The following is a 25,674-nucleotide window of genomic DNA, read 5'->3' as shown; positions in this document are numbered from 1 at the left end:
TAGGCGAGGAATGTTCCGCGCCGGACCTGGGTGAGGCGCCGCCGGGGAGGGCCGTCGCGCTGCGTGCGTCAGTCGGCCGGGAGGGTGGTGGAGCGCAGGATGTCGCCGGTCCCGCACTGGAGCAGGTCCGCGACCTGGCTGTCGCCGGCGGGCGCCCGGAACACCAGGACGTGCGGCTCCCCGTCGTAGAGCACCGGGACCGCCGCGCCGGCGCCCCAGTCGGCCGGCGTGCACTCGAAGTACGCCGCGCCGTCGGTCCGGCGGTCGGTGCCCCGGGGCCGGTCCCGCTCCAGGCCGCCGTCGAGGTCCCGGACGTCGGTCCGGCCCGCGTCGACGCGGTCCCGGGCACGCAGCGCGTCGGCGGCGAACCGGTCCGAGCGCAGCCGGACGGGCCGGCGGGCCGACGCGACGAGCGCGCCGAAGGCGCTCTCGTCCTGCACCGCCCCCGGTGCGGAGCCGGTGGAGCCGGTCGAGGGGCGGGGTGCGGCCTCGCCGGGCACGCCGTCGGTGCGGTCCTGCGTGGAGCCGCCCCCGCCGTCCCGGCGACCGCCGTCCTCGGCAGCACCGCCGCCCGCGGCGCTCGACCCGGCGCTGGTGGAGTCGTCGTTCCCGCTGCCCGCGGGGAGGACCTGTCCGAGGCCGAGGCCGACCACGGTGACGAACGCGGCAGCGGCGAGCAGCCCGGCCGCGCGGCGCCGGCGGCGCACCGCGAGCTCGTCGGCCGAGGAGGGGACGTCCTCACCCTCGGCCAGCTGCGCGAGCACCCGGTCCAGCCGTGCGGCGACGTCGACGGGCACGGGCTCGGCGTGCCGGACGTCGGCCAGCAGGCGGCGCACCTCCTCCTCGCGGGGGTCGGGCACGGTCTCGGGACCGGTCATGGCGCACCTCCTCCGGCGGGCTCGGTGTTCTGGGTGTCCTGGCTGTCCTGGGCGTGGTCTCGGGTGCCACCGGTGTCGGCGCCCCCGGTCGTCCCGGGTGTCGGGGCGGCCGCAGATCCTGTCAGGTCGGCCCGTCCTGGGACGCGTCGGCCCGCCCGGAGGTTCCTCCCGGGTGACGGTGGCCGCACCGGACGCTCGAGCTCGAGCAGCTCGGCCAGCCTGGTCCGCCCCCGCGAGCAGCGCGACTTCACGGTGCCCACGGCGCAGCCCAGGATGACGGCCACCTCGGCGACGGGGTAGCCCTCCATGTCGACCAGCACGAGCGCGGCCCGCTGCTCGGCGGGCAGTGCGGCGAGGGCGGCGAGCACGGCGCGCCGCCGCTCGGTGCGCACGCTCGCGTCGGCCGGGTCCTCGACGCCGGGGTCCGGCGACGCGGTGCCGCGGTCGCCGTACTCCTCGAGGTCGTCGGGCAGCCTCTCGGTCCGGCGCACCCGCGCCGCGCGGAGCCGGTCGAGGCAGGCGTTGACGACCACGCGGTGCAACCAGGTGGTGACCGCGGCGTCGCCGCGGAACGACCCGGCCCGCCGGTACGCCGCGACGAGGCCGTCCTGCAGCCCGTCGGCGGCGTCCTCGCGGTTCCCGGTGGTGCGCAGGGCGACGGCCCAGAGCCGGTCCCGGTGCCGGGCGACGAGCCGTCCGAACGCCTCGTGGTCGCCGGCGACGTGTGCGGCGAGCAGCTCGGCGTCGGTCCGGTCGTCGGTCCGCTCGCTCACCCGCGGACCACGGCCTCGGCCACCTCCCCGCGGTAGCCGCCGGGGACCTCCGGCAGGGAGGTGAGCCACACGACGACGTACCGCCCGGTCACCGGCTCCTCGAGCTCGACCCGGCCGCGCTCCTCGAGCGTGTCGGCGCCGGCCACGGCGAGGTCCTTGACCGCGACGGGCGCGGACTCGGTGACGTGGACCGACACCGCGGTCGGGGCGCCACCGAGGGTCAGGCCCACCTCGGAGACCCGCTGGGAGGACCCCAGGTCGAGGACGAGGCCGACACCGGTCTTGAGCCCCTCGGGCCCGAGCTGCTGGCGGTAGGTCGCCGTGCGCCAGGCCGTTGCCGGGTCGCCGTCGACGGCCAGGGCGGTCAGCTCGGCGTTCTCCGACCCGTCGCCGCCCTGGGGGTCGAGGTCGGTGGCGGCCTCGACCGGCAGGTCGCGCAGGGGTCGCGCGACCGCGCTCGTGCTGGTGGTGGGGTCGTCGTCGGGCTGGGTGCCGAGCGGGCCGCGACCGCGGCCCACGTTGACCGCCACGACCGTGACGACGAGCACCACCGCGCAGACCGCCAGGACGATCGCCAGCCGCATCCAGCGACGACCGGGCACCCGGTCCAGCGTGCCCGTCTCCTCGTCGTCCGCCGGCGGAGCGCTGTCGACGGCCCGGCCGTCACCGGTGTCCCAGGGCCAGTACGACGACCCGCCGGCCGTCCCGGCAGCGAACGCGTGCGGGCCGGCGCTGCTGTGGACCACCCCCGGCCTCGGTCGCCGCGCGGGCGCGCCGTCGGCCGGGTCGGGCGCGAACAGGGGCCGGCTCGGCGGCTCCTCGAAGGGCGGCGGGGGCGGCACGGGCTCGGTGCGCCGCTCGAGCCACGACACGTCGTCGGTGGCGTCGTCAAAGATCGGGAGGCCGGCCTCGGTCGGCAGCTCGGCCGCGGCGGGGGTGGCGGGGGTGGCCGGCGCCGGGTCGGCGTGCCGCGGGGGAGGGGCGGACGGGGCCTGCCCGCCGGCCCTGGTGCCGGAGTCCTGCTGCTCCTCGCCCGGGTCGCCGTGCTGGTCGGCGTGGGGCACGACGTCGGGGACGGCGGGCAGGACGATCGTCTGCGGGCGGTGCAGCGAGGGGGCGGCCGCGGCGAGCGCCTCGGGCACGCCGGTGGGGTCCCCGACGAACTCCTGGAGGTAGTCGGCCACCCCGCGGGCGGTGCTCACCTCGAGCAGGTCGCGCCGCGCGGCGTAGGGGTTGAGCAGCGCCTCGCAGAGCGCGTCGAGCGGTCGCGGGACGCCGGCACGGACCTGCCGGGGCCGCAGCACGTGGCCGGCCTCCTGCGGCGCGGACGGGACCGCGGAGGGCGAGACGCCGGCCCACCGCCCGGTCAGCGCGGCGTACAGCAGCCCGGCGAGGTCGGTCACGTCGGTGGCCGGCCGGTCGGCGGGCAGGCCGTGGAGGGCGGCGTCGACCGACAGGCCGATGACCTTGACCTGGCCGGTGCGCTCGACGAGGACGTTCTCGGGCACGAGGCGCCCGTGGGCGACGCCCGCGGCGTGCGCGGTGGCGATCGAGTCGGCGACCTCGGCCACCAGCCACGCCGCCTTGCGGGGGCTCAGCGGGCCGGTGGTGGCGAGCAGGATGTCGAGGGAGACCCCCGTGCCCCACTCGTTGACGACGTAGCAGACGCCGTGGAGCCGCTCGGCGTCGAGCACCCTGAGCACGCGCCGGTCCAGGACCGTGGCCGAGCGCCGCGCCGCGTCGATCAGCCCCGGAGCGCGGTCGTCGGCGGCGTCGATGACGTGCAGGGCGACGTGCCGCTCGAGGACCCGGTCGTGGGCCCGCCAGAACCGCCCCCCGCGGCTCTCGGAGAGCAGGTCGACGAGGCGGTAGCGGTCGGCGAGGACGTCTCCTGGCCGGGCGGTCTGCGGCACAGCCTCCTCATCCCTTCGACGTTCTCGGGCCCCGGGTCGCCCCGGTCGGGTCATCGTAGGACCGTCAGCGCCGCCGGGGCAGCGGAAGCCGTCGGGTGAGCGTCTCGACCACCGAGGTCACCTCGGTCAGCCGCAGGAGCCGGGCCAGGACCAGGAACACCGCGACGTCGACGCCGGTCACCACGACGGCGCGGACCACGGAGACGGCGTACGTCGAGGTGTCGCCCAGGCTGTCCAGGAGCATCGAGGCGAGCCAGGCGGCGGCGGTCGACACCGCGACGGCGATGGCGATCCGGACGAGGAAGCGGACCAGCACCGGGGAGCCCAGCCCGCCGAGCCGGCGGGCCAGGACCGTGTAGGAAAGGAGGGCGCCGACGAGGTAGGCCGCGGCGTAGGCGACCGCGAGGGCGGGCGCGGTCGCGGCGTCGTCGGTGGTGGCGACCAGCACCAGCGCGGCGACGACGTTGGTGACCCCGACGCCGCACTGGACGTAGAACACCGTGCGGGTCTGCTCCAGCGCGTAGAAGCCGCGCAGCATCAGGTAGTGGACGGTGAAGAGGACCAGGCCGGGGCCGAAGACGGCCAGCGTGCCGATGTAGTTCTCGTAGGTGTCCGCGGCCGCCCCGAGCGAGATGACCCGCGCCAGCTCGGGCGCGATCACCGGCAGGAGGGCGGCGAAGGGCAGCACGACGGCCAGGGCGGTGCGCAGCGTCGAGGACAGCGAGCGGCCGAGCCCCGGCAGGTCGCGCTCCGCGGCCCGGCGGGAGAGCCCGGGGAGGATCGCGGTCGCCAGCGACACCGTGATCACCGAGTGCGGGACCATGATGATGAGGAACGCCGCGGAGTAGACCGAGTAGCCGGTGCTGTCGGAGGCCCCGTCGGCGGTGCCGCTGGACGCGAGCCGCACCACGACGGTGTAGGCGACCTGGTTGACGATGACGAACAGCACCGTCCAGATGCCCAGGCGCAGGGTGTGGCCCAGGCCGGTGCCCCGGAAGTCGAACCGCGGGCGGTAGCTGAAGCCGGCCGCCCGCAGGTAGGGCAGCAGGATGAGCAGCTGCGCGGCGATGCCCAGCGTCGAGCCCAGGCCGAGGACGAGCTCCTGGTCGGCCGAGAAGCCGGCCGAGCGCTCGGCCTCGGTGGCGGTGCCGAAGAGGACGAGGTAGAGCAGCAGGACGGCGACCGAGATGACGTTGTTCGCGATCGGCGCCCACATCATCGGCCCGAAGCGGCCGCGGGCGTTGAGGATCTGCCCGACGAGCACGAACATCCCGTAGAAGAAGACCTGCGGGAGGCACCAGCGGGCGAAGTCGACGACCGACTCGCGGGCGTCCGGCGGCACGTCGGCGTCGAGGTAGAGGTCCATCACCCACGGCGCAGCGAGCACCAGGAGGACGGTGACCACGCCGAGGAAGAGGGCCGCCAGCGTGACGACGCGGTTGGTGTACGCCTCGCCCCGGTCGGCGTCGTCCTTCGCGGCCCGCACCAGCTGGGGCACCAGCACGGCGTTGAAGACACCGCCGGCCAGCAGGATGTAGAGCATGTTGGGGATCGTGTTCGCGATGTTGAACACGTCGGCGTGCAGCACGTTGCCCAGCGCCGCGGCCAGCAGCAGCGTGCGGACGTAGCCGCTCAGCCGGGAGACGACCGTGCCGGCCGCCATGACGGCGCTGTTGGACAGCACCGAGCGCTCGTCGTTGGCGGCCTCGGCGTCGGTCCCGGTCTCGGTGCGGGTCATGTGGTGGCCTCCTCCTCGCGGCGGGCCCGGCGCACGCGGCGCACCAGCCGCACGGCGATCGCGCTGAACAGCAGCAGGGCCCCGACGCCCATGATCACCCAGATCACGGCGCTGGCCTGGATGGAGCGGATCGAGAGCTCGTCGGTCGAGCCCAGGGGTGTGTGCCGGTCGTCGGGGTCCTCGGTGTGGTCGGTCAGGACGAGCCGCACCCGGTGCACGCCGGGCTCGCGGGTGGTGGCGTCGAGCAGGACCGGGGTGCGGCCGCGCGCCGGGACCTCGATCGTCTCGGGTCCGGTGATGGAGACGGCGGCGGGGTCGTCGGTGACGGCCTCGATGCTCACCTCGACCGGCTCGTCGAGGCCGTTGACCACGCTCGCGCCGAACCCGCCGCTGGCGCTGGAGAGAGCGACGCCGCGGGGTGCCTCGATGACGACGCTGCCGAGGAGCCCGTCGATCTCCTGCCGCGAGCCGAGCACGGCGAGCCGGGCCGTGGTGGGCCGGTCGCGGGAGGAGTACGACAGCGACGCGAGGCCCTCGTCGGCGACCTCGGCCGCCACGCGGGTGTTGTCGCGGAGCACGTGCTGCAGGACCTCCCCGGCCTCGATCAGGCCGGTCGCCGCCTCGAAGGCGTCCTCGTCGAGCCGCTGCCGGACCTGGCGCTCGGGGTAGTCCAGGTCGTCGAGCGCCACGGCCGTGCCCTCGCGGCCGGCCACGTCGCCCACGGTGCTGACGTCGACCCAGTCCTCATCGAGGCCGTCGAAGAAGCCGGTGGTCGAGCTGGGGGACCACCCCGTCGGCAGCTGGACGACCAGCGGCTTGCGGCCGGGACCGAGCAGGCGCACGGCCGCCTCGGCCAGCACCCGCTGGCGCAGCGAGACGGCGGCGAGCGGGTCGTCGGGTCCGGGGCCGCCGGCGGCCGCGCCCGAGGAGGTCACGACCAGCCGGTGGCCGCGGACCTTCGCGACGCCCGGGGCGTCCGCTCCGAGCTCGCGGTCGGTGACCAGCATCGTGGTGTCCGGGTCGGCGGCGACGACCGCGGCGGGGTCGAGGAACCCGGTGGGGGAGCCCAGCGCCGGTGACGTCGCCACCTCCCAGGAGCTGGTCGCCTCCTCGGCGCGGGCGCGGGCGCGGGTGAGCAGGTCCGGGTCGTGGGTGAGCGCACCGGCCACGTCGAGGTCGCCGTACGGCAACGCGAGCACGTCGTCGCCCTCCATCGCCTCGCTGAGCCGGCCCAGCCACGCCGACGCCACCTGCGCGGCCTCGGCCTCCTCGGCGGTGGGCTCGTGGACGGGCTCGCCGTCCCCGCCCTGGCCGTCGCCCTCGCCCTGCTCGCCGTCCTGGCCGTTCTCGCCGTCCTCGCCGTCCTCGTCGGCGCTCGCCGAGGCGGAGGGGTCCGAGGAGAAGGCGGCGTCGGGCTGGTCGGAGGGTGCGATCGGCTGCCCCCCGAGGGTGGGGGCGAGGGAGCGCGGCGGGTTGCCGGCGGCGAGGCGGCGGACGGCGTCGACGAGCGCGGGGTCCACCAGCCAGGTGACCGGGCGGTCGCCGGCCGACGCGCCGAGGTCGACCAGGGACCGCAGGGACCCCTCGCTGCCCAGGGTGCGGATCCAGCCGGGGACGTCGGCCAGCGAGCCGTCGGGCTCGCGGGTGAGCGCGCGGCGCAGCGGGACCACCACGGCGGTCTCCACCTGGCCGCGCGTGCTGCGGGGCACCAGCGGGAGGAAGGTCCGGGCGCGGCCGTCGGCGACGTCGTCGCGGCCGGCGGAGGACTCCCCGGATGCGTGGACGCCGAACCAGTAGACGCCGGGAGCGGTGCGCGTGGCGGTGTAGGCGCGGGGCAGGCGGATCGAGAACTGCTGGGAGCCGCCGGGCTCGAGCTCCTCGATGGTGTCGCTCACGTCGGTGATGCGGCCGCCGACGTACTCGCCGGCCGGGACGGTGGCGGCAGCCGCCAGCTGCTCGGAGGTCGTCATCGGCGTCTCGCCGAGGAACGGGTAGAGGTTGATCCGCCGCCAGGTCTCCCCGCTGCGGTTCGTCACCGAGCCGCTCACCCGGATCGGGCCGCGCCGCGGGATCGCGCCGGGGGTCAGGGAGTCGATCGTCACCTCGAGCGCGGCCTCGTCGTCGACGACGGCGGAGGTGGCGGCGGAGGAGACCGCCACGGGCGCTCCGGCGGCGTCGGCCGGGGCCGGGACCACCGCCGTACCGGCTCCGAGGCCCACCAGCGCCAGGGCCGCCGCCACGAGGGCAGGCCGCGGCGACCGGGGGCGAAGCATGCGGACGACACTATCCGCCCGGCCGCACCTAGAATCGTGCCCCGTGCCCGACGCCCCGCTTCCCCACCTGCAGCTCGCCGACGTCCAGCGCTCGGTGAGCGAGGAGCTCGACCGCATCGCGCCGGTCATCGACGAGCTGGGTCGCCGCTTCGCCGACGCCGGGCACGAGCTCTCCTTGGTGGGCGGCCCCGTCCGGGACGCGATGCTGGGCCGCCAGCACAACGACCTGGACTTCACCACCTCCGCCCGGCCCGAGCAGACCGAGCGGCTGCTGAAGGGGTGGGCCGACGCGATCTGGGACATGGGCCGCGCCTTCGGGACGATCGGCTGCCGCCGGGGCGAGTGGCAGGTCGAGATCACGACGTACCGCTCGGAGAGCTACGACCCCGACTCGCGCAAGCCCGACGTCGACTTCGGCGACTCCCTCGACGGCGACCTCGGCCGCCGCGACTTCACCGTCAACGCGATGGCCGTGCGGCTGCCCGGGCGCGAGGTGGAGGACCCGTACGGCGGCGTGGTCGACCTCGCCCACCGGGTGCTGCGCACGCCGGGCCGGCCCGAGGACTCCTTCTCCGACGACCCCCTGCGGATGATGCGGGCCGCGCGGTTCGCCGCCCAGCTCGGGTTCACCGTCGACGACGGCGTCCGCGAGGCGATGACCGCGATGGCCGAGCGGATCTCGATCATCTCCGCCGAGCGGGTCCGCGACGAGCTGGTGAAGCTGGTGTGCGCGCCGTACCCGCGGCTCGGCCTGACCCTGCTGGTCGAGACCGGGCTCGCCCAGCTGGTGCTGCCCGAGCTGCCGGCGCTGGCGCTGGAGCGCGACGAGCACCACCGGCACAAGGACGTCTACGAGCACACGCTGACCGTGCTGGAGCAGGCCATCGACCTCGAGGACCGGCTCGGTGGGGAGCCGGACTTCGTGTCCCGGTTCGCCGCGCTGATGCACGACGTGGGCAAGCCGCGCACGCGCCGGTTCGTCGACGACGGCACCGTCACCTTCCACCACCACGACGTGGTCGGCGCCAAGATCACCCGCAAGCGGATGAAGGCGCTGCGCTTCTCCAACGACGAGATCGAGGCCGTCACCAAGCTCGTCGAGCTGCACCTGCGCTTCCACGGCTACGGCACGGGGGAGTGGACCGACTCCGCGGTCCGCCGCTACGTGCGCGACGCCGGCGACCAGCTCGAGCGCCTGCACGTGCTCACCCGGGCCGACTGCACCACCCGCAACCAGCGCAAGGCCGCGCGGCTCGCCCGGACCTACGACGAGCTCGAGGAACGGATCGCCCGGCTCTCGGAGGAGGAGGAGCTGGCCTCCCTGCGCCCCGACCTGGACGGCAACCAGATCATGGAGCTGCTCGGCATCGGGCCCGGCCGCGACGTCGGGCAGGCCTACCAGCACCTGCTGGAGCTGCGGATGGACCACGGGCCCCTCGGCGAGGACCGTGCCCGCGAGGAGCTCCTCGCCTGGTGGGCGGCCCGCTCGGCCTGAGGCGTCCCGCGACGTCCGGGGGGTCGACGGGCGACGGTGGGCAGGCCGGTGTCGACCGGCTCCCCGCCGGCCACGGGGTGGAGCCGAGGGTCGCCGCAGGCGTCCGGGTCGCCGATGGACCAGGTGCCGGCGGGGCTGGAGCGCGCGCCGCGGTCGTGCAGGTCCGCGAACCAGTCGTCCCCCCAGACGTCCGAGAACGAGCCGGCCACCTCGCGGCGGTCGCCCGAGGCCAGGTCGTGGGCGAGGACCGCGGCCGGCCCGGCGGCGTACGCCACCTCGTCGGTGGGACCGAGCACCTCGGGGGAGTCGGCGTCCTCGTGGACGTCGGCCAGGTCGTCGGAGCCGGGGTCGCCCCCGGGGCCACTAGGGTGCCGGCATGGCCAGCGTCGCAACCGCCCAGGACCTCGAGGCGACCGTCGAGGTCGCCGCCCCGCCCGCGACCGTGTGGTCGCTCGTGGCCGACCCGACCCGTGCCCGGGAGTGGAGCCCGCAGGTGCTGCGCACCTTCGTGCGCGGCCGGCCGGTCCAGGAGGGCACGGCCTTCCTCAACCTCAACCACCGCGGCCCGCTCGTGTGGCCGACCACGGCGAAGGTCACGGCGTTCGACCCGCACGTGCGCTTCGCCTTCCGCGTGACCGAGAACCGGACCACCTGGTCCTTCACCCTCCAGCCCACCCCCGACGGCGGCACCCTGCTGACCAACCGCCGGGAGACCGCCGAGGGCATCTCCGCCCTCTCGCTGGTGCTGACCCGCGTCGCCCTCGGCGGCGTCGACACCTTCACCGACGAGCTCCGCGCCGGCATGGCCGAGACCCTCGGCAAGATCAAGGCCGCCGCCGAGGCGCTCGGCTGAGGCGTCGGTCGCACTCCTGGCACCCGGATCGTTCAATTGCGTTGTTGTGGTGGCGGGACCTGCGTCAGGCGTGTCTGCCCCCACCCGGATCGTTCAATTGAACGATCCGGCTGGCACCTCAGCTCGCCGGTCGCGGCGCCCGGTTGGTGAAGTGCGGCTCCCACCCCGGCTGGGGCGGCGGGACGGTGAGGCCCAAGCGTGCGGCTGCGAGCCAGATGCGACGGAGCGTCCCAGCCGGCGTGTCGAAGAGGTCCTTCGAGGTGACGTGGACCAGGTGCCACCCGAGCTGGTCGACGAGCTCGCTCCGGCGGAGATCCCGCTCCCACGTGCGTGGGTCGTCGCGGTGGTGCGTGCCGTGGTACTCGATGGCGAGCCGTTGCTCGCGGTAGGCCAGGTCGAACCTCACCAGGACGTCGCCGTTGTCGGCTCGTACGGCGTGGCCGGCCACGGGCTCGGGGAGCCCGGCGAGCACGATCAGCATCCGTAGCCGCGTCTCCATGGGCGAGTCGACGCCGTCGCGCACGTACGCCGCGGCGTGTCGCGCGGCCGGTGACCAGTAGTCGCGCGTCCTCTCCAGCCCGGCTCGCAGGGTGGCGGCGGTCATCCGGAACACCCGGAGGAGGTTGTCGCCCGCGACGACGAGGTCGACCAGGTCGAGCATCGACGCGAGCTCGACGAACATCCGCACCGGGTCGGAGACCCGGATGCCGCGCCACATCCGGGTGGGCGTGCCGACCGGCGCGACGTGGGGCTTGATGTCGAGCAGCCACCGACGGTCCTTGGCCTTCGTGACGCTCACGTGGACGAAGGAGGAGTCCGGTACGACGACACCGCACCAGGCGGCCGCGGTCCGGTGGCTCGCCCACGCCCCCGCGGGGTGGACGAGCAAGGCACCGATGACGCGCTCCTCGTCGGTCGGCTCCACCTCGGCACTGATGAACACGCCCCAAAAGATCCGTCGGTACCGCGACCCTCGGAGCAGCCACGGACTGATGCCGGCGGCAACGGCGTCGGCGCGCGTGAAGGGTCGTCGTTCGTCCATGGCTCGGCACCTTGGCACCGGCCTGCGGCGCGGTGCTCCCGTCATCCACAGGTATTCACCACGCTGTGGAGGACCGGACCCCACCAGGATCGTTCAATTGCGCGATCGCGGTGGCCCGGAGGCGTCGAACGCCCCGACGACCCACCCGAACCGTTCAATTGAGCGATCCGGGTGGCAGGAACGCAGAGACGCCGACGGCCCGCCCGGAGGACCGGGCGGGCCGTCGTGCGAACGTCGAGCCGCGAGGGCTCAGCGGTGGGAGGAGGTCACTCCTCGCCGGCGATGAAGGCCTCGACGCGGCGGCGGCCCTCGTCGTCGGGCAGCTGCACCGGCGGGGACTTCATCAGGTACGACGAGGCCGAGATGATCGGGCCGCCGATGTCGCGGTCCTTGGCGATCTTCGCGGCGCGGATCGCGTCGATGATGATGCCGGCCGAGTTCGGGGAGTCCCAGACCTCGAGCTTGTACTCCAGGTTCAGCGGGACGTCACCGAAGGCGCGGCCCTCGAGGCGGACGTAGGCCCACTTGCGGTCGTCGAGCCAGGCGACGTAGTCCGAGGGACCGATGTGCACGTTCTTGTCGTGGACCTTGCCCGACAGCGAGCCGGTGAGGTTCGAGGTGACGGCCTGGGTCTTGGAGACCTTCTTGGACTCCAGGCGCTCGCGCTCGAGCATGTTCTTGAAGTCCATGTTGCCGCCGACGTTGAGCTGGTAGGTGCGGTCCAGCGTCACGCCACGGTCCTCGAACAGCTTCGCCATCACACGGTGGGTGATGGTGGCGCCGACCTGCGACTTGATGTCGTCGCCGACGATCGGGACGCCGGCGTCCTCGAACTTCTTGGCCCACTCGGGGTCGGAGGCGATGAAGACGGGGAGGGCGTTGACGAAGGCCACGCCGGCGTCGATCGCGCACTGGGCGTAGAACTTGTCGGCCTCCTCGGAGCCCACCGGGAGGTAGGAGACCATGACGTCGATCTCGCGGTCCTTGAGGACCTGGACGACGTCGACGGGCTCGGCGCCGGACTCCTCGATGGTCTGGCGGTAGTACTTGCCGAGGCCGTCGAGGGTCGGGCCGCGCTGGACCTCGACGCCGAGCGTCGGGACGTCGGCGATCTTGATCGTGTTGTTCTCCGAGGCGTTGATGGCCTCGGAGAGGTCCTTGCCGACCTTCTTGTCGTCGACGTCGAACGCCGCGACGAACTCCACGTCCTTGACGTGGTAGTCGCCGAAGGCGACGTGCATCAGGCCGGGGACGGTGCCCGCGGGGTCGGCGTCCTTGTAGTACTCGACGCCCTGCACCAGGGAGGTGGCGCAGTTGCCCACCCCCACGATCGCTACTCGAACCGAACCCATCGGGTCTTCCTTCCTTGAACCTGTACGGAGGTCTGTGTGTGCTGCGCTGGTGCGCGGCTTGCTGGTCTGCTGCTGCTCGTCAGGGGGTCTGCTCGGGCGTCGGACCGGCCGGTTGCACCGGTGCCTGGCCCAGGTTCCGCTCGGCGTTGATGAGGTCCGAGAGCCACCGGACCTCGCGCTCGACGGACTCCACGCCGTGTCGCTGGAGCTCGGCCGCGTAGCGGTCGACCTCCTGGACGGTCATCTGCAGCTCCCGCTGCACCCGGTCGAGCCGCTCCTGGAGGCGGATGCGTCGGCCCTCGAGCACGCGCAGCCGGATCTCCATGTCGGTGCGTCCGAAGAACGCGAACCGGATGTCGAAGTTGTCGTCCTCCCACGCGGCCGGGCCGACCTCGGACATGAGGCGCTCGAACTCACGCGTGCCGGCCTCGGTCACCTGGTAGACGATCCGCGGCCGACGGCTGGTGGGGACGTTCGTGCTGGTGGACTCCTCGATGAGGTTGCCGCGCAGCATCTTCTTCAACGTCGGGTAGAGCGAGCCGTAGGACAGCACCCGGCCCCACCCGAGCATGAGGTTCAGCCGCTTGCGCAGCTCGTAGCCGTGCATGGGTCCCTCGTGCAGCAGTCCGAGGACTGCGAGCTCGATGGTCTCTCCACGGCGTGCCACGCGACCTATCGTAGCGATATATCCACCGGTTGCGAACATCTGACCTGTCGAGTGCGTGTCACAGGCCGCCGGAAGTGGCGTGGATCGCGCGGAGGCCGGTGGGGCGGCCCCGATGCGTACCCTGTCCTGGGTCGCGGCCGGCCCCCTCGGGCCGGGACGTGGCACGCAGCCGTGCACCGGAGGAGAAACACCAGCGTGAGAGATGGCAAGCGCCGGGCCGCAGGTCCTGCCGTGAAGAAGTCCCCGAAGCGGGCACCCCGCACCCGCAAGCAGAAGGTGTGGCGGGTCGGGCGTTGGCTCCTCGCGCTCGGGCTGGTGGGTGCGCTCCTGGTCGGCGCGGCGTTCGTCGTGCTCTACCAGACGATCGACATCCCCGACCCGAACAAGGACTTCGAGACCCAGACGACGTTCGTCTACTTCGACGACGGCAAGACCGAGCTCGGTCGCTTCGCCACCCAGAACCGGGTGTCGATCGACCTCGAGCAGATGCCGCAGTCGCTCAAGGACGCGGTGGTCGCGGCGGAGAACGAGACGTTCTGGACCGACAGCGGCATCGACCCCAAGGGCATCGTCCGCGCGGCGTTCAACAACGCCCAGGGCAACGCCCGCCAGGGCGCCTCGACGATCACCCAGCAGTACGTCAAGATCCTGTACCTCTCCCAGGAGCGCAGCTACCAGCGCAAGATCAAGGAAGCGATCCTGTCGCTGAAGGTCCAGCGCCAGCAGAGCAAGTCGCGCATCCTCGAGGGCTACCTCAACACCATCTACTTCGGTCGCGGTGCGTACGGCGTGGAGGCCGCCGCCCAGGCGTTCTTCCAGCGCCCGGCCAAGAACCTCGACCTGCGCCAGAGCGCCGTCCTCGCGAGCGTGCTCAACAACCCCAGCCGCTTCGACCCGGCCAACGGCAAGGACTCGCGCGAGGCGCTCACGGGCCGCTACGAGTACACGCTGAACCAGATGGCCGAGCTCGACATGATCACCGAGGACGAGGCGGCCAAGGCCAAGAAGCGGCTGCCGGACTTCCCGCAGGAGCGGGCGGAGAGCACCTACGGCGACCAGAAGGGCCACATGCTCACGATGGTCCGCAAGGAGCTCGACCGCCTCGGGTTCACCCCCCAGGAGATCGAGGGCGGCGGCCTGCGGGTGACGACGACGTTCACGCCCAAGGCGATGGCCGCGGCCAAGGAGGCGGTCCTCGAGGAGCGCCCCGAGGGCTTCAAGGACAAGGAGCTGCACGTCGGGGTCGCCAGCGTCGAGCCCGGCACCGGAGCGGTCCGCGGCTTCTACGGCGGCCAGGACTACCTCCAGTCCCAGATCAACTGGGCGGTCTCCGGCGGTCAGGCCGGCTCGACCCTGAAGGCGTTCGCGCTCGCGGCCGCGATCAAGGACGGCTTCTCCCTCAACGACACCTTCGACGGCAACTCGCCGTTCGTGCTGCCCGACGGCACCGAGGTCACCAACCAGGGCGACGACAGCTTCGGCTCGGCGATCAACATGATCTTCGCGACGCAGAAGTCGGCGAACTCCGCCTTCGTCGACATGACGACGAGCATGGACGGCGGCCCGGAGAAGGTCGTCAAGATGATGAACGCCATGGGCATCCCGCCGACCGAGGCGGGCCGCAACGACCCCGGCTTCCCGAACACCTCGCCGGGCCTTGAGCCGGTCGCCACCGTGGCGCTGGGCAGCGCGACCGTCAGCCCGATCAACATGGCCAACGGCTACGCCACGATCGCCAACGAGGGCGTGTACGCCGAGCCGTTCATCATCGAGAAGGTCGTCGACGACAGCGGCGAGACCCGCTACTCCCACGCGGAGCAGGGCCCCGAGCCCAAGCGCGTCCTCGACGCCGACATCGCCGCGGACGTCTCCTACGCCCTGCAGCAGAACGTCACCGGCGGGTCGGGCACCGCGGCGCTCGCGCTCGGGCGGCCCGCGGCCGGCAAGACCGGCACGGCCACCAACGGCCGCGACGAGGTGTCCTCGGCGTGGTTCGCCGGCTACACCCCGCAGATGGCCACCGCGGTGATGTACGTCCGCGGCAAGGGCAACGAGCAGCTGATGGGCTGGCTGCCGGAGTACTTCGGCGGCTCCTACCCCGCCCGCACCTGGACCCACGCGATGGAGGTCCTCATGGACGGGCTGCCGGTCGAGGACTTCCCCGACCCGGTGTACGTCGACGGCGACGCGCCGAGCGACGGCCACGCGCCGTACGTCCCGCCGTCCACCCCGACGGGCGAGCCTGAGCCGCAGCCCCAGCAGCCGCAGCCCAGCGCGGGCATCGAGTCGGAGACGCCGGAGCCCTCCCAGGAGCCGACCCCGTCGCAGGAGCCGACGCCCACCGCCGAGCCGTCGCCGAGCTGCGACATCCTCGGCTGCGGCGAGCCGTCCTCGCCGCCGCCCAGCTCGCCGCCGCCGAGCCAGGCGCCGAGCGGCAGCGCGTCGCCGGCCGCGGGGCCGTCGCGCGAGGCCGCACCGCGCGGACGGGGCTGACCCGCCCGCGCGGCAGGTACCCCGCCGATGGCCCGCTGAGGGAGCACTGATGGAGCCGCAGGTGCCCGACCACGTCCACCCCACCCGGGAGGACCCGGTCGCGCGCTCGCTGAGCGAGGGCATCGGCGGACCGATGGGCACCCGCGGCGCTGGGCACCGCTGGTGGACGCCGCTGCGGGTGGTCCTGGCGCTGACGGCGTTGTGCTTCGCGCTGGGGATGGTGCAGAAGCAGAGCTGCTTCGAGGACACCTGGAGCGACGGGCAGCAGCGCTACGCGCACATGTGCTACTCCGACCTGCCCTACCTCTACACCGGCCGCGGCATGGTCGAGCGGGCCTGGCCCTACACCGAGGACGCGGAGGTCCGGTCCCGCTACGAGGTCATGGAGTACCCCGTCGGGATCTCCTACTGGGCCTGGGGGACCGCCTGGTTGGCGCAGGTCGCCGACCACGTCGGCGTGCCCGACCTCGCCGACCGGGCGCGGCAGCCGGTGGACTCGCTCTTCGGCGACAGCGAGGTCCAGTCGGAGATCCGCTGGTACGTCGTGGTCAACGCGCTCGGCCTGGCCGCCGTCGCGCTGCTGACCGCGTGGTTCCTCTCGCGCACCCACCCACGACGGCCCTGGGACGCCCTGATGTACGCCGTGTCCCCGGCGCTGGCGCTGACCGCGCTGGTGAACTGGGACCTGCTCGCCGTCGGGTTCGTCGCCGCCGCGACCTGGGCGTGGTCGCGGGACAAGCCGTTGCTGACCGGGGTGCTGATCGGCCTCGGCACGGCCACGAAGCTCTACCCGCTGTTCCTGCTCGGCGGCATCCTCGTCATCTGCCTGCGCGACCGGCGGTTGCGCGACGTCGCGGTCGCCACGGGGGCCGCGGCCGCCGCCTGGGTGCTGGCCGACCTGCCGGCGTACCTCTCGGGTCCGGAGGAGTGGCGGGTCTTCTGGTCCTTCAACTCCGAGCGCGGCGCCGACCTCGGCTCGGTGTGGCTGGTGGCGCAGCAGGCGCTCGACACCACGATCAGCGCCCACACCATCAACGTCGGCTCGTGGCTGTTCTTCGGCGCCTGGTGCCTGGGCGTGCTGGTGCTCGGCCTACGCGCGCCCGAGACGCCGCGGCTGGCCCAGCTGGGGTTCCTGGTCGTCGCCGGGTTCCTGCTGGTCAACAAGGTCTACTCCCCGCAGTACGTCCTGTGGCTGCTGCCGCTGGCCGTGCTGGCGCGGCCGCGCTGGCGCGACCAGCTGGTCTGGCAGGCCGGCGAGGTCCTCTACTTCGCCTCGGTGTGGTGGTACCTCGGCGGGTACCTCGCGCCGGCCGGAGGTGGCGACGTCGGCTTCTACTGGGTCGCGATCCTCGCGCGGGTCGCCTGCGAGCTCTACCTGGTCGGGATCGTCGCCCGCGACGTGCTGCGTCCCCGGCACGACCCGGTCCGGGAGACCGGGTGGGTTGCCCCGCCACCGCGCTCGCGCGCGCTCGTCGGCTGAGCGGCCAGGCGTCCTACTCGACCAGGACGCGGTCGAACGCGGTCGCGGTGAACCGCACCCGCACGTCGACCTCGTCGCCCACCTCGGGCACCCGCGAGCCGTGCGGGAGGAAGAGCATCGAGGCCTGCATGTGCGGCGGCTCGGCGAAGAGCCGCTGCTTGCCGTCGATGGAGAACGGCGAGCGGACGAAGCCGACCGCGTCGAGCCCCCCGCGCGCCAGCGTGGCCGCGCGGGCCCGGATGCTGGAGTCCCCCGTGGGTGCCTCGAGGCCGATGCCGTGGGCCGTGCCCCCGCTGACGACGAGCAGGTGACCGGACTTCGGGGCGGTGCGCCCGCGGTAGCCGAAGGAGTCGCCGCGCTCGACCGGGTGGACGTCGAGCACGCTCGCGGTGACGCGGAGGGCGCCGCGGTCGCCGAGCCAGAGGGCGGTCCCGGTCCGCGGACGGATGTCGTAGTCGGCGTACGACGCGCGGAGCGTGGCGAGCTCGGCGTCGGTGAGGTGGCTGACCCAGATGGTGCGCGTGCCGAGCTCGGCGGCGACGACGTCGTTGAGCAGCCGGTCGACCTCGCCGAGGTGGGAGCCCTGGGCCAGCGGCAGGTGCAGCGCGACGCCCTCGAGGCGGGCGCGCGGGTGCCCGGCGAGGCTGCGGGCGGCGGCGCGCAGCTCGCGTGCGGAGTGGCCGTGGCGCTGCATGCTGGTCATCCGCTCCAGCACCAGGCGGGCGTCGGGCTGGCGGCCGAGCAGGTCGTCGACGTCCTGCGGGCGGCTCACGGTGTGGACGACGCGGTCCCCGAGCGCCGGGTCGACGTCGAGGGCGGCACCGAAGGGGCGCCACGGGGTGAGGACCAGCAGGCTGCCGTCGAAGCGGCTCGCGACGTGCGGCAGCTCGTCGTAGGTCCCCACGGCGATCGTGTCGACGCCGAGCCACTGGCTCTTGCGGGCCAGCCGCCCCAGGGTGAAGCCGTAGCCGTTGCCCTTGCACACCGGGACCAGGCCCGGGTGGGCGTCGGCCACCGAGCGCAGGTGGGTGCGCCAGCGGTCGCCGGCGACGTGGAGGACGAGGCTCATCGCGCTGCTCCCATGCTCAGCCCCGGCGCTTCATGTAGAGGTCGAAGGCCCGGTAGAGCGGCCGGTTCAGCGGGAGGTCCCACTCGCCGACGTACTCCACCGCCTCGCCGCCGGTCCCGACCTTGAACTGGATCAGGCCCACGTGCGGGTCGTCGGGGTCCAGGGTCTCGGTGATGCCGCGCAGGTCGTAGACGTCGGCGCCGGCGGCGATCGCACCGCGCATCATCGCCCACTGCACGGCGTTGGAGCCCCGCACCTCGCGCTTCTCGGTCGAGGAGGCGCCGTAGGAGTACCAGGAGTGCGCCCCGACCCGGATCGCGATCGTCGCCGCGACCAGGTCGCCCTCGTGGCGGGCCAGGTGGAGGGTGATCCGGTCGGGCTCCTCGGCGGCGAGCGCCTCGACCATGGTGCGGAAGTACGACAGCGGGCGCGGGGTGAACCGGTCCCGCTCGGCGGTGTGGACGTACAGGTCGTGGAACGCCTCGAGCTCGGCGCCGATGCCCTCGGCGGTGCTGGTGGAGGTGACGTCCACGCCGGCCTTGGTGGCCTTCTTGATGTTGCGGCGCCACAGCTGGTTCATCCCGGCCAGGACGTCCTCCTCGGACCGCCCGGCGAGGGGGACCTGGAAGACGTGCTGCGGCTGGCCCGCGGCGAAGCCGCCGGCGACGGCCTGGGAGCGCCAGCCGAGCTCGTGGAGCTGGGAGACGACCCGGGCGCCGGTCCCGTCGCGCTCGGTGGGTGCGAGCTCACCGAGGCGGTGCACCCCCTCGTCGGCGATGCCCTCCTTGATCGTCGCGGCGTCCCAGCGGCGGGTGACCACCGGCGGCCCGATCCGCACGCCGAAGGCGCCCTGCGCCTTGACGTGGGCGGCCATCGGGGCCAGCCAGGCGGCGAGGTCCTCGTCGGCCCAGTCGAGCACGGGGCCCTCGGGCAGGTAGGCCAGGTAGCGGCGCACCCTCGGCAGCTGGCGGTACAGCACCAGCGCCGCGCCGACCGGGGCGTCCTGGCCGTCGCGGAACCAGCCGATGGACTGGCGGCGCCACTCGGACTTCACCTTGCCCCAGGCGGGGGTCTGCAGGAACGACGCGGAGCGCTGCGCCCGCACGAAGGCGAGGTGCTCGGTCTCGGAGATCTCGCGGACGGTCAGCACGTGGCGAGGCTACTTGTCCTCAGACCCGCTCGCGCAGCCAGGCGAAGTCGGCCCGGTGCTGCTCGGCGTCGCCAGGGGTCTCGCACACCACCGGTGCGGCCGCGTCGCGCACGATGCCGGCGAGCAGCTCGGGGTCGATCCGGCCGGACCCGAAGTTGGTGTGCCGGTCGGCGCCGGAGTCGAAGTCGTCGCGGCTGTCGTTGCAGTGGACCAGGTCGATCCGCCCGGTGATGCGGCGTACGTCGTCGACGACCGTCTCCAGCGCGTTGCCGCCCGCGTGGGCGTGGCAGGTGTCCAGGCAGAACCCGACGTCCTCGAACCCCTCGGCGGTGGAGATCGCGTCCCAGACCCGGCCGATCCGGTCGAGGTGGCGGGCCATCGCGTTGTCGCCGCCGGCGGTGTTCTCGATCAGCAGCGGGACCTTGATGTCGGTCGCCTCGATCGCCTTGCGCCAGTTGTCGAACCCCTTCTCGGGGTCGTCGGCCTTGTTGACGTGGCCGCCGTGGATGATGAGCCCCCGGGCGCCGACCTCGGCGGCGGCGTCCATGTGCTGCTGGAGCAGCTTGCGGCTCGGGATCCGGATCCGGTTGTTCGTCGTGGCCACGTTGATGACGTACGGCGCGTGGACGTAGAGGTCCACCCCGGCGGCCTCGGCAGCCTCCTTGAGCGCGGCCGCGCCGCCGGCGTAGCGCACCTGCGGACCCTTGTAGTCCTGCGGGTCGCCGAGGAAGAACTGCACGAGCGGCGCCTGGCGCGCCTGCGCCTCGGCGATCGGGTCGGTCTGGTCGACGTGGGCGCCGATCGACAGGGGGGTGGCCATGCGCGCCACCCTACGAGGAGCCGCCGACGGTGCCCGGGGCACGGGCGGAGACCGCGCCCGCGGCCGTGGGCGCGTGATTTCGGGGCGGTCCGCGCCCGCTGGTACCTTGTCCTGTCCGCACGCGACCACCCACCGACGGGACCGGGAGCGGCGGACACCCGTCGTGCGGCTCCTGCTGCCGGCGGGACGCAAGCCCTCCTGCCACGGAGAGACCGTGGCCGCCGAAGTCCACAGGAGGTGGAGACCGCTTTGCGTGCCTACGAAGTCATGGTCATCCTCGACCCCAGCCTCGACGAGCGCACCGTTCAGCCCTCGCTCGACCGCTACCTCAACGTCATCCGCAACGACGGCGGCTCGGTCGAGTCCGTCGACGTCTGGGGACGTCGTCGCCTCGCCTACGAGGTGAAGAAGAACGCCGAGGGCATCTACGCGGTGATCTCGATCAACGCCGAGCCGGCGACGGTCAAGGAGTTCGACCGTCAGCTCACGCTCAACGAGTCCATCCTGCGCACGAAGGTCATCCGGCCCGACGCTCGCTGAGGTGGCTCCGGCACAGCCGGGACCCTCACGGACGTCGTCCCTGTGGATGACCCCTTCCCGACGTCGGTGCCACCGGCAACGATGAGCGGGACGCACACACGACTCTGACCAGCACGAAGCCAAGGAGACCCTCATGGCAGGCGAGACCGTCATCACGGTGGTCGGCAACCTCGTCGACGACCCGGAGCTGCGCTTCACCCCCTCGGGTGCGGCCGTGGCGAACTTCCGGATCGCGTCGACGCCGCGCACCTTCGACCGGCAGTCCAACGAGTGGAAGGACGGCGACGCGCTGTTCCTCTCCTGCTCGGTCTGGCGTCAGGCGGCGGAGAACGTCGCCGAGTCCCTGCAGCGCGGCATGCGTGTCGTCGTGCAGGGCCGCCTGAAGTCCCGCCAGTACGAGACCCGTGAGGGCGAGAAGCGGACCGTCTTCGAGATCGAGGTCGAAGAGGTCGGTCCGTCGCTGAAGTACGCCACGGCCAAGGTCACCCGGGCCCAGCGCTCCGGTGGTGGCGGCGGCGGTGGCGGGTTCTCCGGCGGTGGCGGCGGTGCCGCTTCCGGCGGGGACGACCCGTGGGCCACCCCGGCGCCCCAGCAGGGCGGCGGCGGCCAGGGCGGCGGCCAGGGCGGCGGCCAGGGCGGGTACGGCGGCGGCGCTCCCGGCGGCGGCCAGGGCGGTTACGGAGGCGGCGCACCCCAGGGTGGCGGCGCTCCCGCGAACGACCCCTGGGGCGCACCGGGCGTGGGCTCCGACGAGCCCCCGTTCTGAGCCTCGGCTCCTCGGCCCACCAGCTGGTCCAGCACCACCATCCACGCACATCCCTCAACCATTCCGCCCCTGCCCGCCCTCGCGGCGGCGCCGGGTCGGGCTTCTAGGAAGGAAGCACCACAATGGCCAAGGCAGTGATGCGCAAGCCCAAGAAGAAGGTTTGCCAGTTCTGCAAGGAGAAGGCGACCGGTGTCGACTACAAGGACACCACGCTCCTCCGCAAGTTCATCTCGGACCGCGGCAAGATCCGCGCCCGTCGGGTGACCGGCAACTGCGTCCAGCACCAGCGCGACGTGGCCACGGCCGTCAAGAACGCCCGTGAGGTCGCCCTGCTGCCCTACACCTCGACCGGTCGCTGAGAGGAGCGGGAACGATGAAGCTCATCCTGACCCAGGAGGTCACCGGTCTCGGTGGCCCCGGTGACATCGTCGAGGTGAAGGACGGCTACGGCCGCAACTACCTCGTCCCTCGCGGCGTCGCGATCCGTTGGACGCGCGGTGCCGAGAAGACCGTCGAGTCGATCAAGGCCGCCCGCGCCACGCGTGCGGTCCGCGACCTCGGCCACGCCGAGGAGATCAAGGCCAAGCTCGAGGCGAACGCGGTGGCCGTCAAGGTCCGCGCCGGTGCCGGGGGCCGCCTGTTCGGCGCCGTCACCACCGCCGAGATCGCCGACGCCCTCCAGGCGACCTCCGGCGAGGCCGTCGACAAGCGCACGATCGCGGTCAAGAACCCGATCCGCGCGCTCGGCAACCACGAGGTCTCGGTCCGGCTGCACGACGAGGTGTCCGCCACGGTGGCCCTCAACGTCATCCCGGCCTGATCCTCCGCTGCCGCTCGCGGCAGCACGCACCACCTGCACCGACGACAGGGGCCGCCCCTCCGCGAGGAGGGGCGGCCCCTGCGTCGTACGCCGGGGCCGCCGGCCTGTCCCGGCGGCTGGCCGGTCAGTGGGCGAGGACGGCGTCGACGCGGACGGTCTCCCCGCGGCCGAGCTCGGCCGCCCGCACCTGCACCCGGCCGCTGACCAGCGGCTCGAACTGGTCGCGGACCTGGTAGACGTGGAAGCGCTCGTAGCTCGGGCCGCCCAGGTCGACGGTGTACCACCGGCCCTGGCCGACCCGCACCGAGACCTTGCCCAGGCCCGGGCCGCGCGGGGCGACCAGGCGCAGCTCCCGGACGTTCCTGCCGGGCGCGGAGACGGTCGCGCCGAGCCGGGTGGTCTGCAGGAAGTCGCCGTCGAAGTAGCCGCCCTGGCGCACCTGCTTCCACCCGGAGCGCTTCGGGGCGGCGAGGTCGCGGGGCACCGAGAACGTCAGCACCGAGGGGGTGGGGTCGACGTTGCCGGCGGCGTCGCGGGCGACGGCCTCGAAGCGCTGGTCGCCGGGCGGCAGGTCGCGCAGGTCGGTCGGGCCCAGGGCGCACGGGACGGCCCGCCCGGTCAGCGTGCAGGAGAAGCCGACCGGGCTGCGGTCCTGGCTGCCGCCCGCGCCGAGCACGACCTGGAGCGTGCGCGAGGTGACCATCGGCCACGTCGGGTTCTCCTCGTCCACCAGGCCGTTCACGCGGACCGAGCCCGCGGGCGCGACGGTGTCGACCCGCACCTGGACCGTGGCGGGTGCCGAGACGTCGTCGAGGTCGGTCCGCGCGGTGCTGCACCCGAGGCCGCAGGTGGACCGGGGGTCCCGGGCGGCGTCGCCGGTGTCCACGGCGCGCACCCGGAACGTGTACGGCAGCGCCTCGGACTCCTCGAGCCCGTTGTAGGACTGCCGCCAGACCTCGGCGGCTGCGTCGTAGGTCCCGCAGGCGGTCCACGGCTGGTCGGCGGTGGTCCGGGAGGAGAGCTGGCACTGGAAGCCGAGCGCGTCGGCGTCGGCGTCGGTGAAGCGACCGGTGAAGGAGAACGTCAGCTGCTTGCTGCCCACCCAGCCCTGGGCGCGCGGGGCCGGGGTGACCACGACCTCGCCGTCGACGACCGGCGGCACCTCGTCGTCGCAGGTCGCGCCGAGGATGCCGGGGAGGGCCTGGCCGGTGACGGCCTCGCTGAGGCAGCCGGGCTCGGCGGCCGCGGGCGCGGCGACCGGGCCGAGCACGGCGAGGCCGGCGAGGACCAGGGCGGTCGCGGGCAGCACGGCGAGCCGGCGCAGACGGGTGGTGGGCACGGTGCCTCCCTCTCTCTTCTGCGGGACACAACGGCCGGAGCCCGGTGAGGCTATGGTCCAGACCGGTCGGCCGCGGGGCTGTCGCCGCCGGGACGGCCCGGCGCCCGGGGGGCGTCGAGCGGGGCCGGTGCGCCGGCCCAGGGCCGGCCCGAGCAGGCGAAGAGCTGCCACACGACGAGGACCAGCGTCAGCACCGCCAGGGCGGCCGCCGGCGTCCCGAGCACCTCGACGCCCGCCCCCAGGACGAGCACCGGAAGCGCGGCGACCACCGCGGTCAGCGTGACCGCGAGACGGAGCCGCCGGGCGGCCGGCTCGTCGCCGGCCGCGGAGGCCCGGCGGGCCAGGACGTGGCACAGCACGGCGACGAAGCCGAGCTGGGGGAGCGCGAGCGCCCACGACACCGACGCGTCGAGGTCCGCGACCGCCTCGGCCACGGCGGGCAGCCAGAGCGGGACGGACACGGCACCGGCGAGTGCCGCGAGCGCGGTCAGGACGGTGCGGCGCTCGACGTCCGCCGGCAGCCGCAGGACCCCGAGGAGCACCAGCACCCACCCGAGTGGGTCGGCCAGCGCGTCGTACGAGCCGAACGCCGCGGTCAGGCCGACGACGACGAGCCCCATGGCGACGGACTGGAGGGGCTTCACGGGGTCAGGCTACGGACGCCGGTGACCAGCCAGGCGTCGCCGCGCGCCCGGCGGACGAGCACGGCGAGGCGCGCGCCCATGAAGACGGCGGCGAAGACCACCCAGACGACGACCAGGCCGCCGCCGAGCAGCGCGGCCGCCAGCACCGCCGGCGCGTGGAGGAGCAGGACCACCAGGCCCGCGCGGGCGAGGTAGGGCCCGTCCCCGGCGCCGATGAGCACCCCGTCGAGGACGAAGACGACGCCGGCGACCGGCTGGCCCAGCGCTGCCACGACCAGCACGGGCACGAGCAGCGCCCGCACGTCGGGGTCCGCGGTGAACAGGTGGCCGAGGGCCGGGCTCGCGAGGGCCAGCAGCAGGCCGGTGACCACGCCGCTCACCACGCCCCAGCGGACCATCCGGTCGGTCACGGCGCGGGTGCCCGCGACGTCGCCGGCGCCGAGGCAGCGCCCGGTGATCGCCTGGGCGGCGATGGCGATCGCGTCGAGCACGAAGGCCAGGAACGTCCACAGCGTCATGGCGAGCTGGTGGGTGGCCAGACCGACCTCCTGGTCCCGCCCGGTGGCGCCGAGGGTCACGGCGTACGTCGTCGCGAGCAGGGCGGCGCGCAGGGTCAGGGTGCGCACGACCAGCGCGACGCCGGCCCGGCCGGCCGCGCGGATGCCGCGCGGGTCGGGGCCGAGGGGCGCGCCGGCGCGGCGCGCTCCCCGGACCACGACCGCGAGGAGAGCCGTCGCGCTCGCCACCTGCGCCAGCACCGACCCGATCGCGGACCCCGCCAGGCCGAGCCCGTCCCAGCCACCGACGCCGTACACGAGGAGCAGGTTGAGCGCGATGTTGAGCGCGTTCCCGGCCACGGCGACGACGAGCGGCGTGCGGGTGTCCTGCAGGCCGCGGAGCACCCCGGTCGTCGCCAGCATGACGAGGAGCGGGGTGGTGCCGAGGAAGGCGATCCGCAGGTACGTCGTCGCGTGCTCGGCGACGGCGGTGCTCGGGTCGAAGACGGCGACGAGCGGCTCGGTCAGCAGCACGCCGAGCACCGTCACGACGGTCCCGATCAGCACGGCCAGCCAGACCCCGTCGACGCCCTGCGCGAGGGCGCCGCGCGGGTCGCCGGCACCGACGTGGCGCGCGACGGCGGCGGTCGTGCCGTAGGCGAGGAAGACGCACAGGCCGACGGCGGTCTGCAGGACGACGCCGGCGACGCCGAGGCCCGCCAGCTCCGGGGTGCCGAGGTGCCCGACGATGGCCGCGTCGGAGAGGAGGAAGAGCGGCTCGGCGACGAGCGCGAGGAAGGCGGGGAGGGCCAGGCGCCAGATCTCGCGGTCCAGGGCACCGTCCCGCTCGCTCCGCACCGGACCAGCCTAGTCAGCCGCTCGGCCGCGCCGCCTGGTCGGGCGGCCTAGTCCCGGTAAGAGGCTTTCGGCCCTCCTGTCCCCTACCCGAGTAGTACCGGGAGACCGGTGGATAACCTCGGGTGGTCTGTGGAAACCCTGCCTGTCACCCGCTTTGTCGACAAAGCAGCCGGGAGCGGGTCCCCGGCGGTCCGGGGATCGACATCCACGCGCA

Annotated in this window: 22 protein-coding genes; 8 read left to right on the top strand and 14 right to left on the bottom strand. The window is 73.8% G+C overall.

What is annotated here, in order from left to right:
- Window positions 1-68: 68 nt before the first annotated feature.
- The 5 genes from OSR43_RS21235 to OSR43_RS21215 form a co-directional block, all read right to left on the bottom strand.
- On the bottom strand, window positions 69-878 hold the full coding sequence (locus OSR43_RS21235; protein WP_302268826.1) for a hypothetical protein: 810 nt from the start codon (window positions 876-878) through the stop codon (window positions 69-71).
- Window positions 875-1,651, bottom strand: a complete 777-nt coding sequence (sigM, locus tag OSR43_RS21230) for an RNA polymerase sigma factor SigM (protein ID WP_302268825.1) — start codon at window positions 1,649-1,651, stop codon at window positions 875-877. Before sigM ends, OSR43_RS21235 begins: the two co-directional genes overlap by 4 nt.
- Window positions 1,648-3,564: a protein kinase family protein gene (locus tag OSR43_RS21225; protein WP_302268824.1), complete on the bottom strand. Its 1,917-nt coding sequence runs from the start codon at window positions 3,562-3,564 to the stop codon at window positions 1,648-1,650. Before OSR43_RS21225 ends, sigM begins: the two co-directional genes overlap by 4 nt.
- A 64-nt stretch (window positions 3,565-3,628) precedes the next feature.
- Window positions 3,629-5,302, bottom strand: coding sequence for a murein biosynthesis integral membrane protein MurJ (gene murJ, locus OSR43_RS21220; protein WP_302268823.1), 1,674 nt, complete (start codon window positions 5,300-5,302; stop codon window positions 3,629-3,631).
- A complete protein-coding gene (locus tag OSR43_RS21215; RefSeq protein WP_302268822.1) occupies window positions 5,299-7,575 on the bottom strand; it encodes a DUF6049 family protein in 2,277 nt (758 codons plus the stop codon). Before OSR43_RS21215 ends, murJ begins: the two co-directional genes overlap by 4 nt.
- Before the next feature lie 67 nt (window positions 7,576-7,642).
- Here OSR43_RS21215 and OSR43_RS21210 point away from each other — a divergent pair, with 67 nt between their 5' ends.
- Window positions 7,643-9,070 (top strand): CCA tRNA nucleotidyltransferase, encoded by a 1,428-nt coding sequence (locus OSR43_RS21210; RefSeq protein ID WP_302271749.1) that lies wholly within the window; start codon window positions 7,643-7,645, stop codon window positions 9,068-9,070.
- Between the two features lie 376 nt (window positions 9,071-9,446).
- On the top strand, window positions 9,447-9,923 hold the full coding sequence (locus OSR43_RS21205) for an SRPBCC family protein (protein ID WP_302268821.1): 477 nt from the start codon (window positions 9,447-9,449) through the stop codon (window positions 9,921-9,923).
- A gap of 118 nt (window positions 9,924-10,041) precedes the next feature.
- Here OSR43_RS21205 and OSR43_RS21200 read toward each other — a convergent pair whose 3' ends face one another.
- The 3 genes from OSR43_RS21200 to OSR43_RS21190 form a co-directional block, all read right to left on the bottom strand.
- The gene (locus tag OSR43_RS21200) at window positions 10,042-10,965 is read right to left on the bottom strand and encodes a hypothetical protein (protein ID WP_302268820.1); all 924 of its coding nucleotides are present in this window, start codon (window positions 10,963-10,965) and stop codon (window positions 10,042-10,044) included.
- A 266-nt stretch (window positions 10,966-11,231) separates the two neighbouring features.
- Window positions 11,232-12,317: an inositol-3-phosphate synthase gene (locus OSR43_RS21195; protein WP_302268819.1), complete on the bottom strand. Its 1,086-nt coding sequence runs from the start codon at window positions 12,315-12,317 to the stop codon at window positions 11,232-11,234.
- Window positions 12,318-12,396: 79 nt separating this feature from the next.
- Window positions 12,397-12,984: a PadR family transcriptional regulator gene (locus tag OSR43_RS21190; protein ID WP_302268818.1), complete on the bottom strand. Its 588-nt coding sequence runs from the start codon at window positions 12,982-12,984 to the stop codon at window positions 12,397-12,399.
- 231 nt (window positions 12,985-13,215) lie between these two features.
- Between OSR43_RS21190 and OSR43_RS21185 the strand changes: the two genes are divergently transcribed.
- Window positions 13,216-15,477, top strand: coding sequence for a transglycosylase domain-containing protein (locus OSR43_RS21185; protein ID WP_302268817.1), 2,262 nt, complete (start codon window positions 13,216-13,218; stop codon window positions 15,475-15,477).
- Window positions 15,478-15,526: 49 nt separating this feature from the next.
- On the top strand, window positions 15,527-16,957 hold the full coding sequence (locus tag OSR43_RS21180) for a glycosyltransferase family 87 protein (protein WP_302268816.1): 1,431 nt from the start codon (window positions 15,527-15,529) through the stop codon (window positions 16,955-16,957).
- A 13-nt stretch (window positions 16,958-16,970) separates the two neighbouring features.
- On the opposite strand, the gene OSR43_RS21175 is transcribed toward OSR43_RS21180, so the two are convergent.
- From OSR43_RS21175 to OSR43_RS21165, 3 genes are read right to left on the bottom strand one after another with little or no spacing between them, the layout of a single operon-like run.
- Window positions 16,971-18,026 carry an alanine racemase gene (locus OSR43_RS21175; protein ID WP_302268815.1) on the bottom strand — a complete coding sequence of 352 codons (1,056 nt, stop codon included), beginning with the start codon at window positions 18,024-18,026 and terminating at the stop codon, window positions 16,971-16,973.
- A 16-nt stretch (window positions 18,027-18,042) separates the two neighbouring features.
- Window positions 18,043-19,176 carry a peptidoglycan bridge formation glycyltransferase FemA/FemB family protein gene (locus tag OSR43_RS21170; RefSeq protein WP_302268814.1) on the bottom strand — a complete coding sequence of 378 codons (1,134 nt, stop codon included), beginning with the start codon at window positions 19,174-19,176 and terminating at the stop codon, window positions 18,043-18,045.
- Between the two features lie 19 nt (window positions 19,177-19,195).
- Window positions 19,196-19,996, bottom strand: a complete 801-nt coding sequence (locus OSR43_RS21165; protein ID WP_302268813.1) for a deoxyribonuclease IV — start codon at window positions 19,994-19,996, stop codon at window positions 19,196-19,198.
- A gap of 249 nt (window positions 19,997-20,245) precedes the next feature.
- Between OSR43_RS21165 and rpsF the strand changes: the two genes are divergently transcribed.
- The 4 genes from rpsF (at window position 20,246) to rplI (ending at window position 22,122) form a co-directional block, all read left to right on the top strand.
- Window positions 20,246-20,536, top strand: coding sequence for a 30S ribosomal protein S6 (gene rpsF / locus OSR43_RS21160; RefSeq protein WP_166189603.1), 291 nt, complete (start codon window positions 20,246-20,248; stop codon window positions 20,534-20,536).
- A gap of 133 nt (window positions 20,537-20,669) precedes the next feature.
- Window positions 20,670-21,302 (top strand): single-stranded DNA-binding protein, encoded by a 633-nt coding sequence (locus OSR43_RS21155; protein ID WP_302268810.1) that lies wholly within the window; start codon window positions 20,670-20,672, stop codon window positions 21,300-21,302.
- A 122-nt stretch (window positions 21,303-21,424) separates the two neighbouring features.
- The gene (gene rpsR, locus OSR43_RS21150; RefSeq protein ID WP_154612378.1) at window positions 21,425-21,661 is read left to right on the top strand and encodes a 30S ribosomal protein S18; all 237 of its coding nucleotides are present in this window, start codon (window positions 21,425-21,427) and stop codon (window positions 21,659-21,661) included.
- A gap of 14 nt (window positions 21,662-21,675) precedes the next feature.
- Window positions 21,676-22,122 carry a 50S ribosomal protein L9 gene (gene rplI, locus OSR43_RS21145; protein ID WP_302268809.1) on the top strand — a complete coding sequence of 149 codons (447 nt, stop codon included), beginning with the start codon at window positions 21,676-21,678 and terminating at the stop codon, window positions 22,120-22,122.
- A 124-nt stretch (window positions 22,123-22,246) separates the two neighbouring features.
- On the opposite strand, the gene OSR43_RS21140 is transcribed toward rplI, so the two are convergent.
- Genes OSR43_RS21140 through OSR43_RS21130 form a run of 3 tightly spaced genes read right to left on the bottom strand, consistent with a single transcriptional unit; the run spans window position 22,247 to window position 25,460 of the window.
- Complete coding sequence (locus OSR43_RS21140) at window positions 22,247-23,461, bottom strand: hypothetical protein (RefSeq protein ID WP_302268808.1); 1,215 nt, start codon at window positions 23,459-23,461, stop codon at window positions 22,247-22,249.
- A 50-nt stretch (window positions 23,462-23,511) separates the two neighbouring features.
- Window positions 23,512-24,105, bottom strand: a complete 594-nt coding sequence (locus OSR43_RS21135; protein WP_302268807.1) for a hypothetical protein — start codon at window positions 24,103-24,105, stop codon at window positions 23,512-23,514.
- On the bottom strand, window positions 24,102-25,460 hold the full coding sequence (locus tag OSR43_RS21130; protein ID WP_302268806.1) for an MATE family efflux transporter: 1,359 nt from the start codon (window positions 25,458-25,460) through the stop codon (window positions 24,102-24,104). The genes OSR43_RS21135 and OSR43_RS21130 overlap by 4 nt, the downstream gene beginning before the upstream one ends.
- Between the last annotated feature and the right edge of the window lie 214 nt (window positions 25,461-25,674).

Origin of the sequence: Nocardioides sp. Arc9.136 (assembly GCF_030506255.1) — a bacterium.
Taxonomy (GTDB): Bacteria; Actinomycetota; Actinomycetes; order Propionibacteriales; family Nocardioidaceae; genus Nocardioides.
The sequence above is the reverse complement of the archived record's forward strand: the minus strand, read 5'-3'. Positions and strand labels throughout refer to the sequence as shown.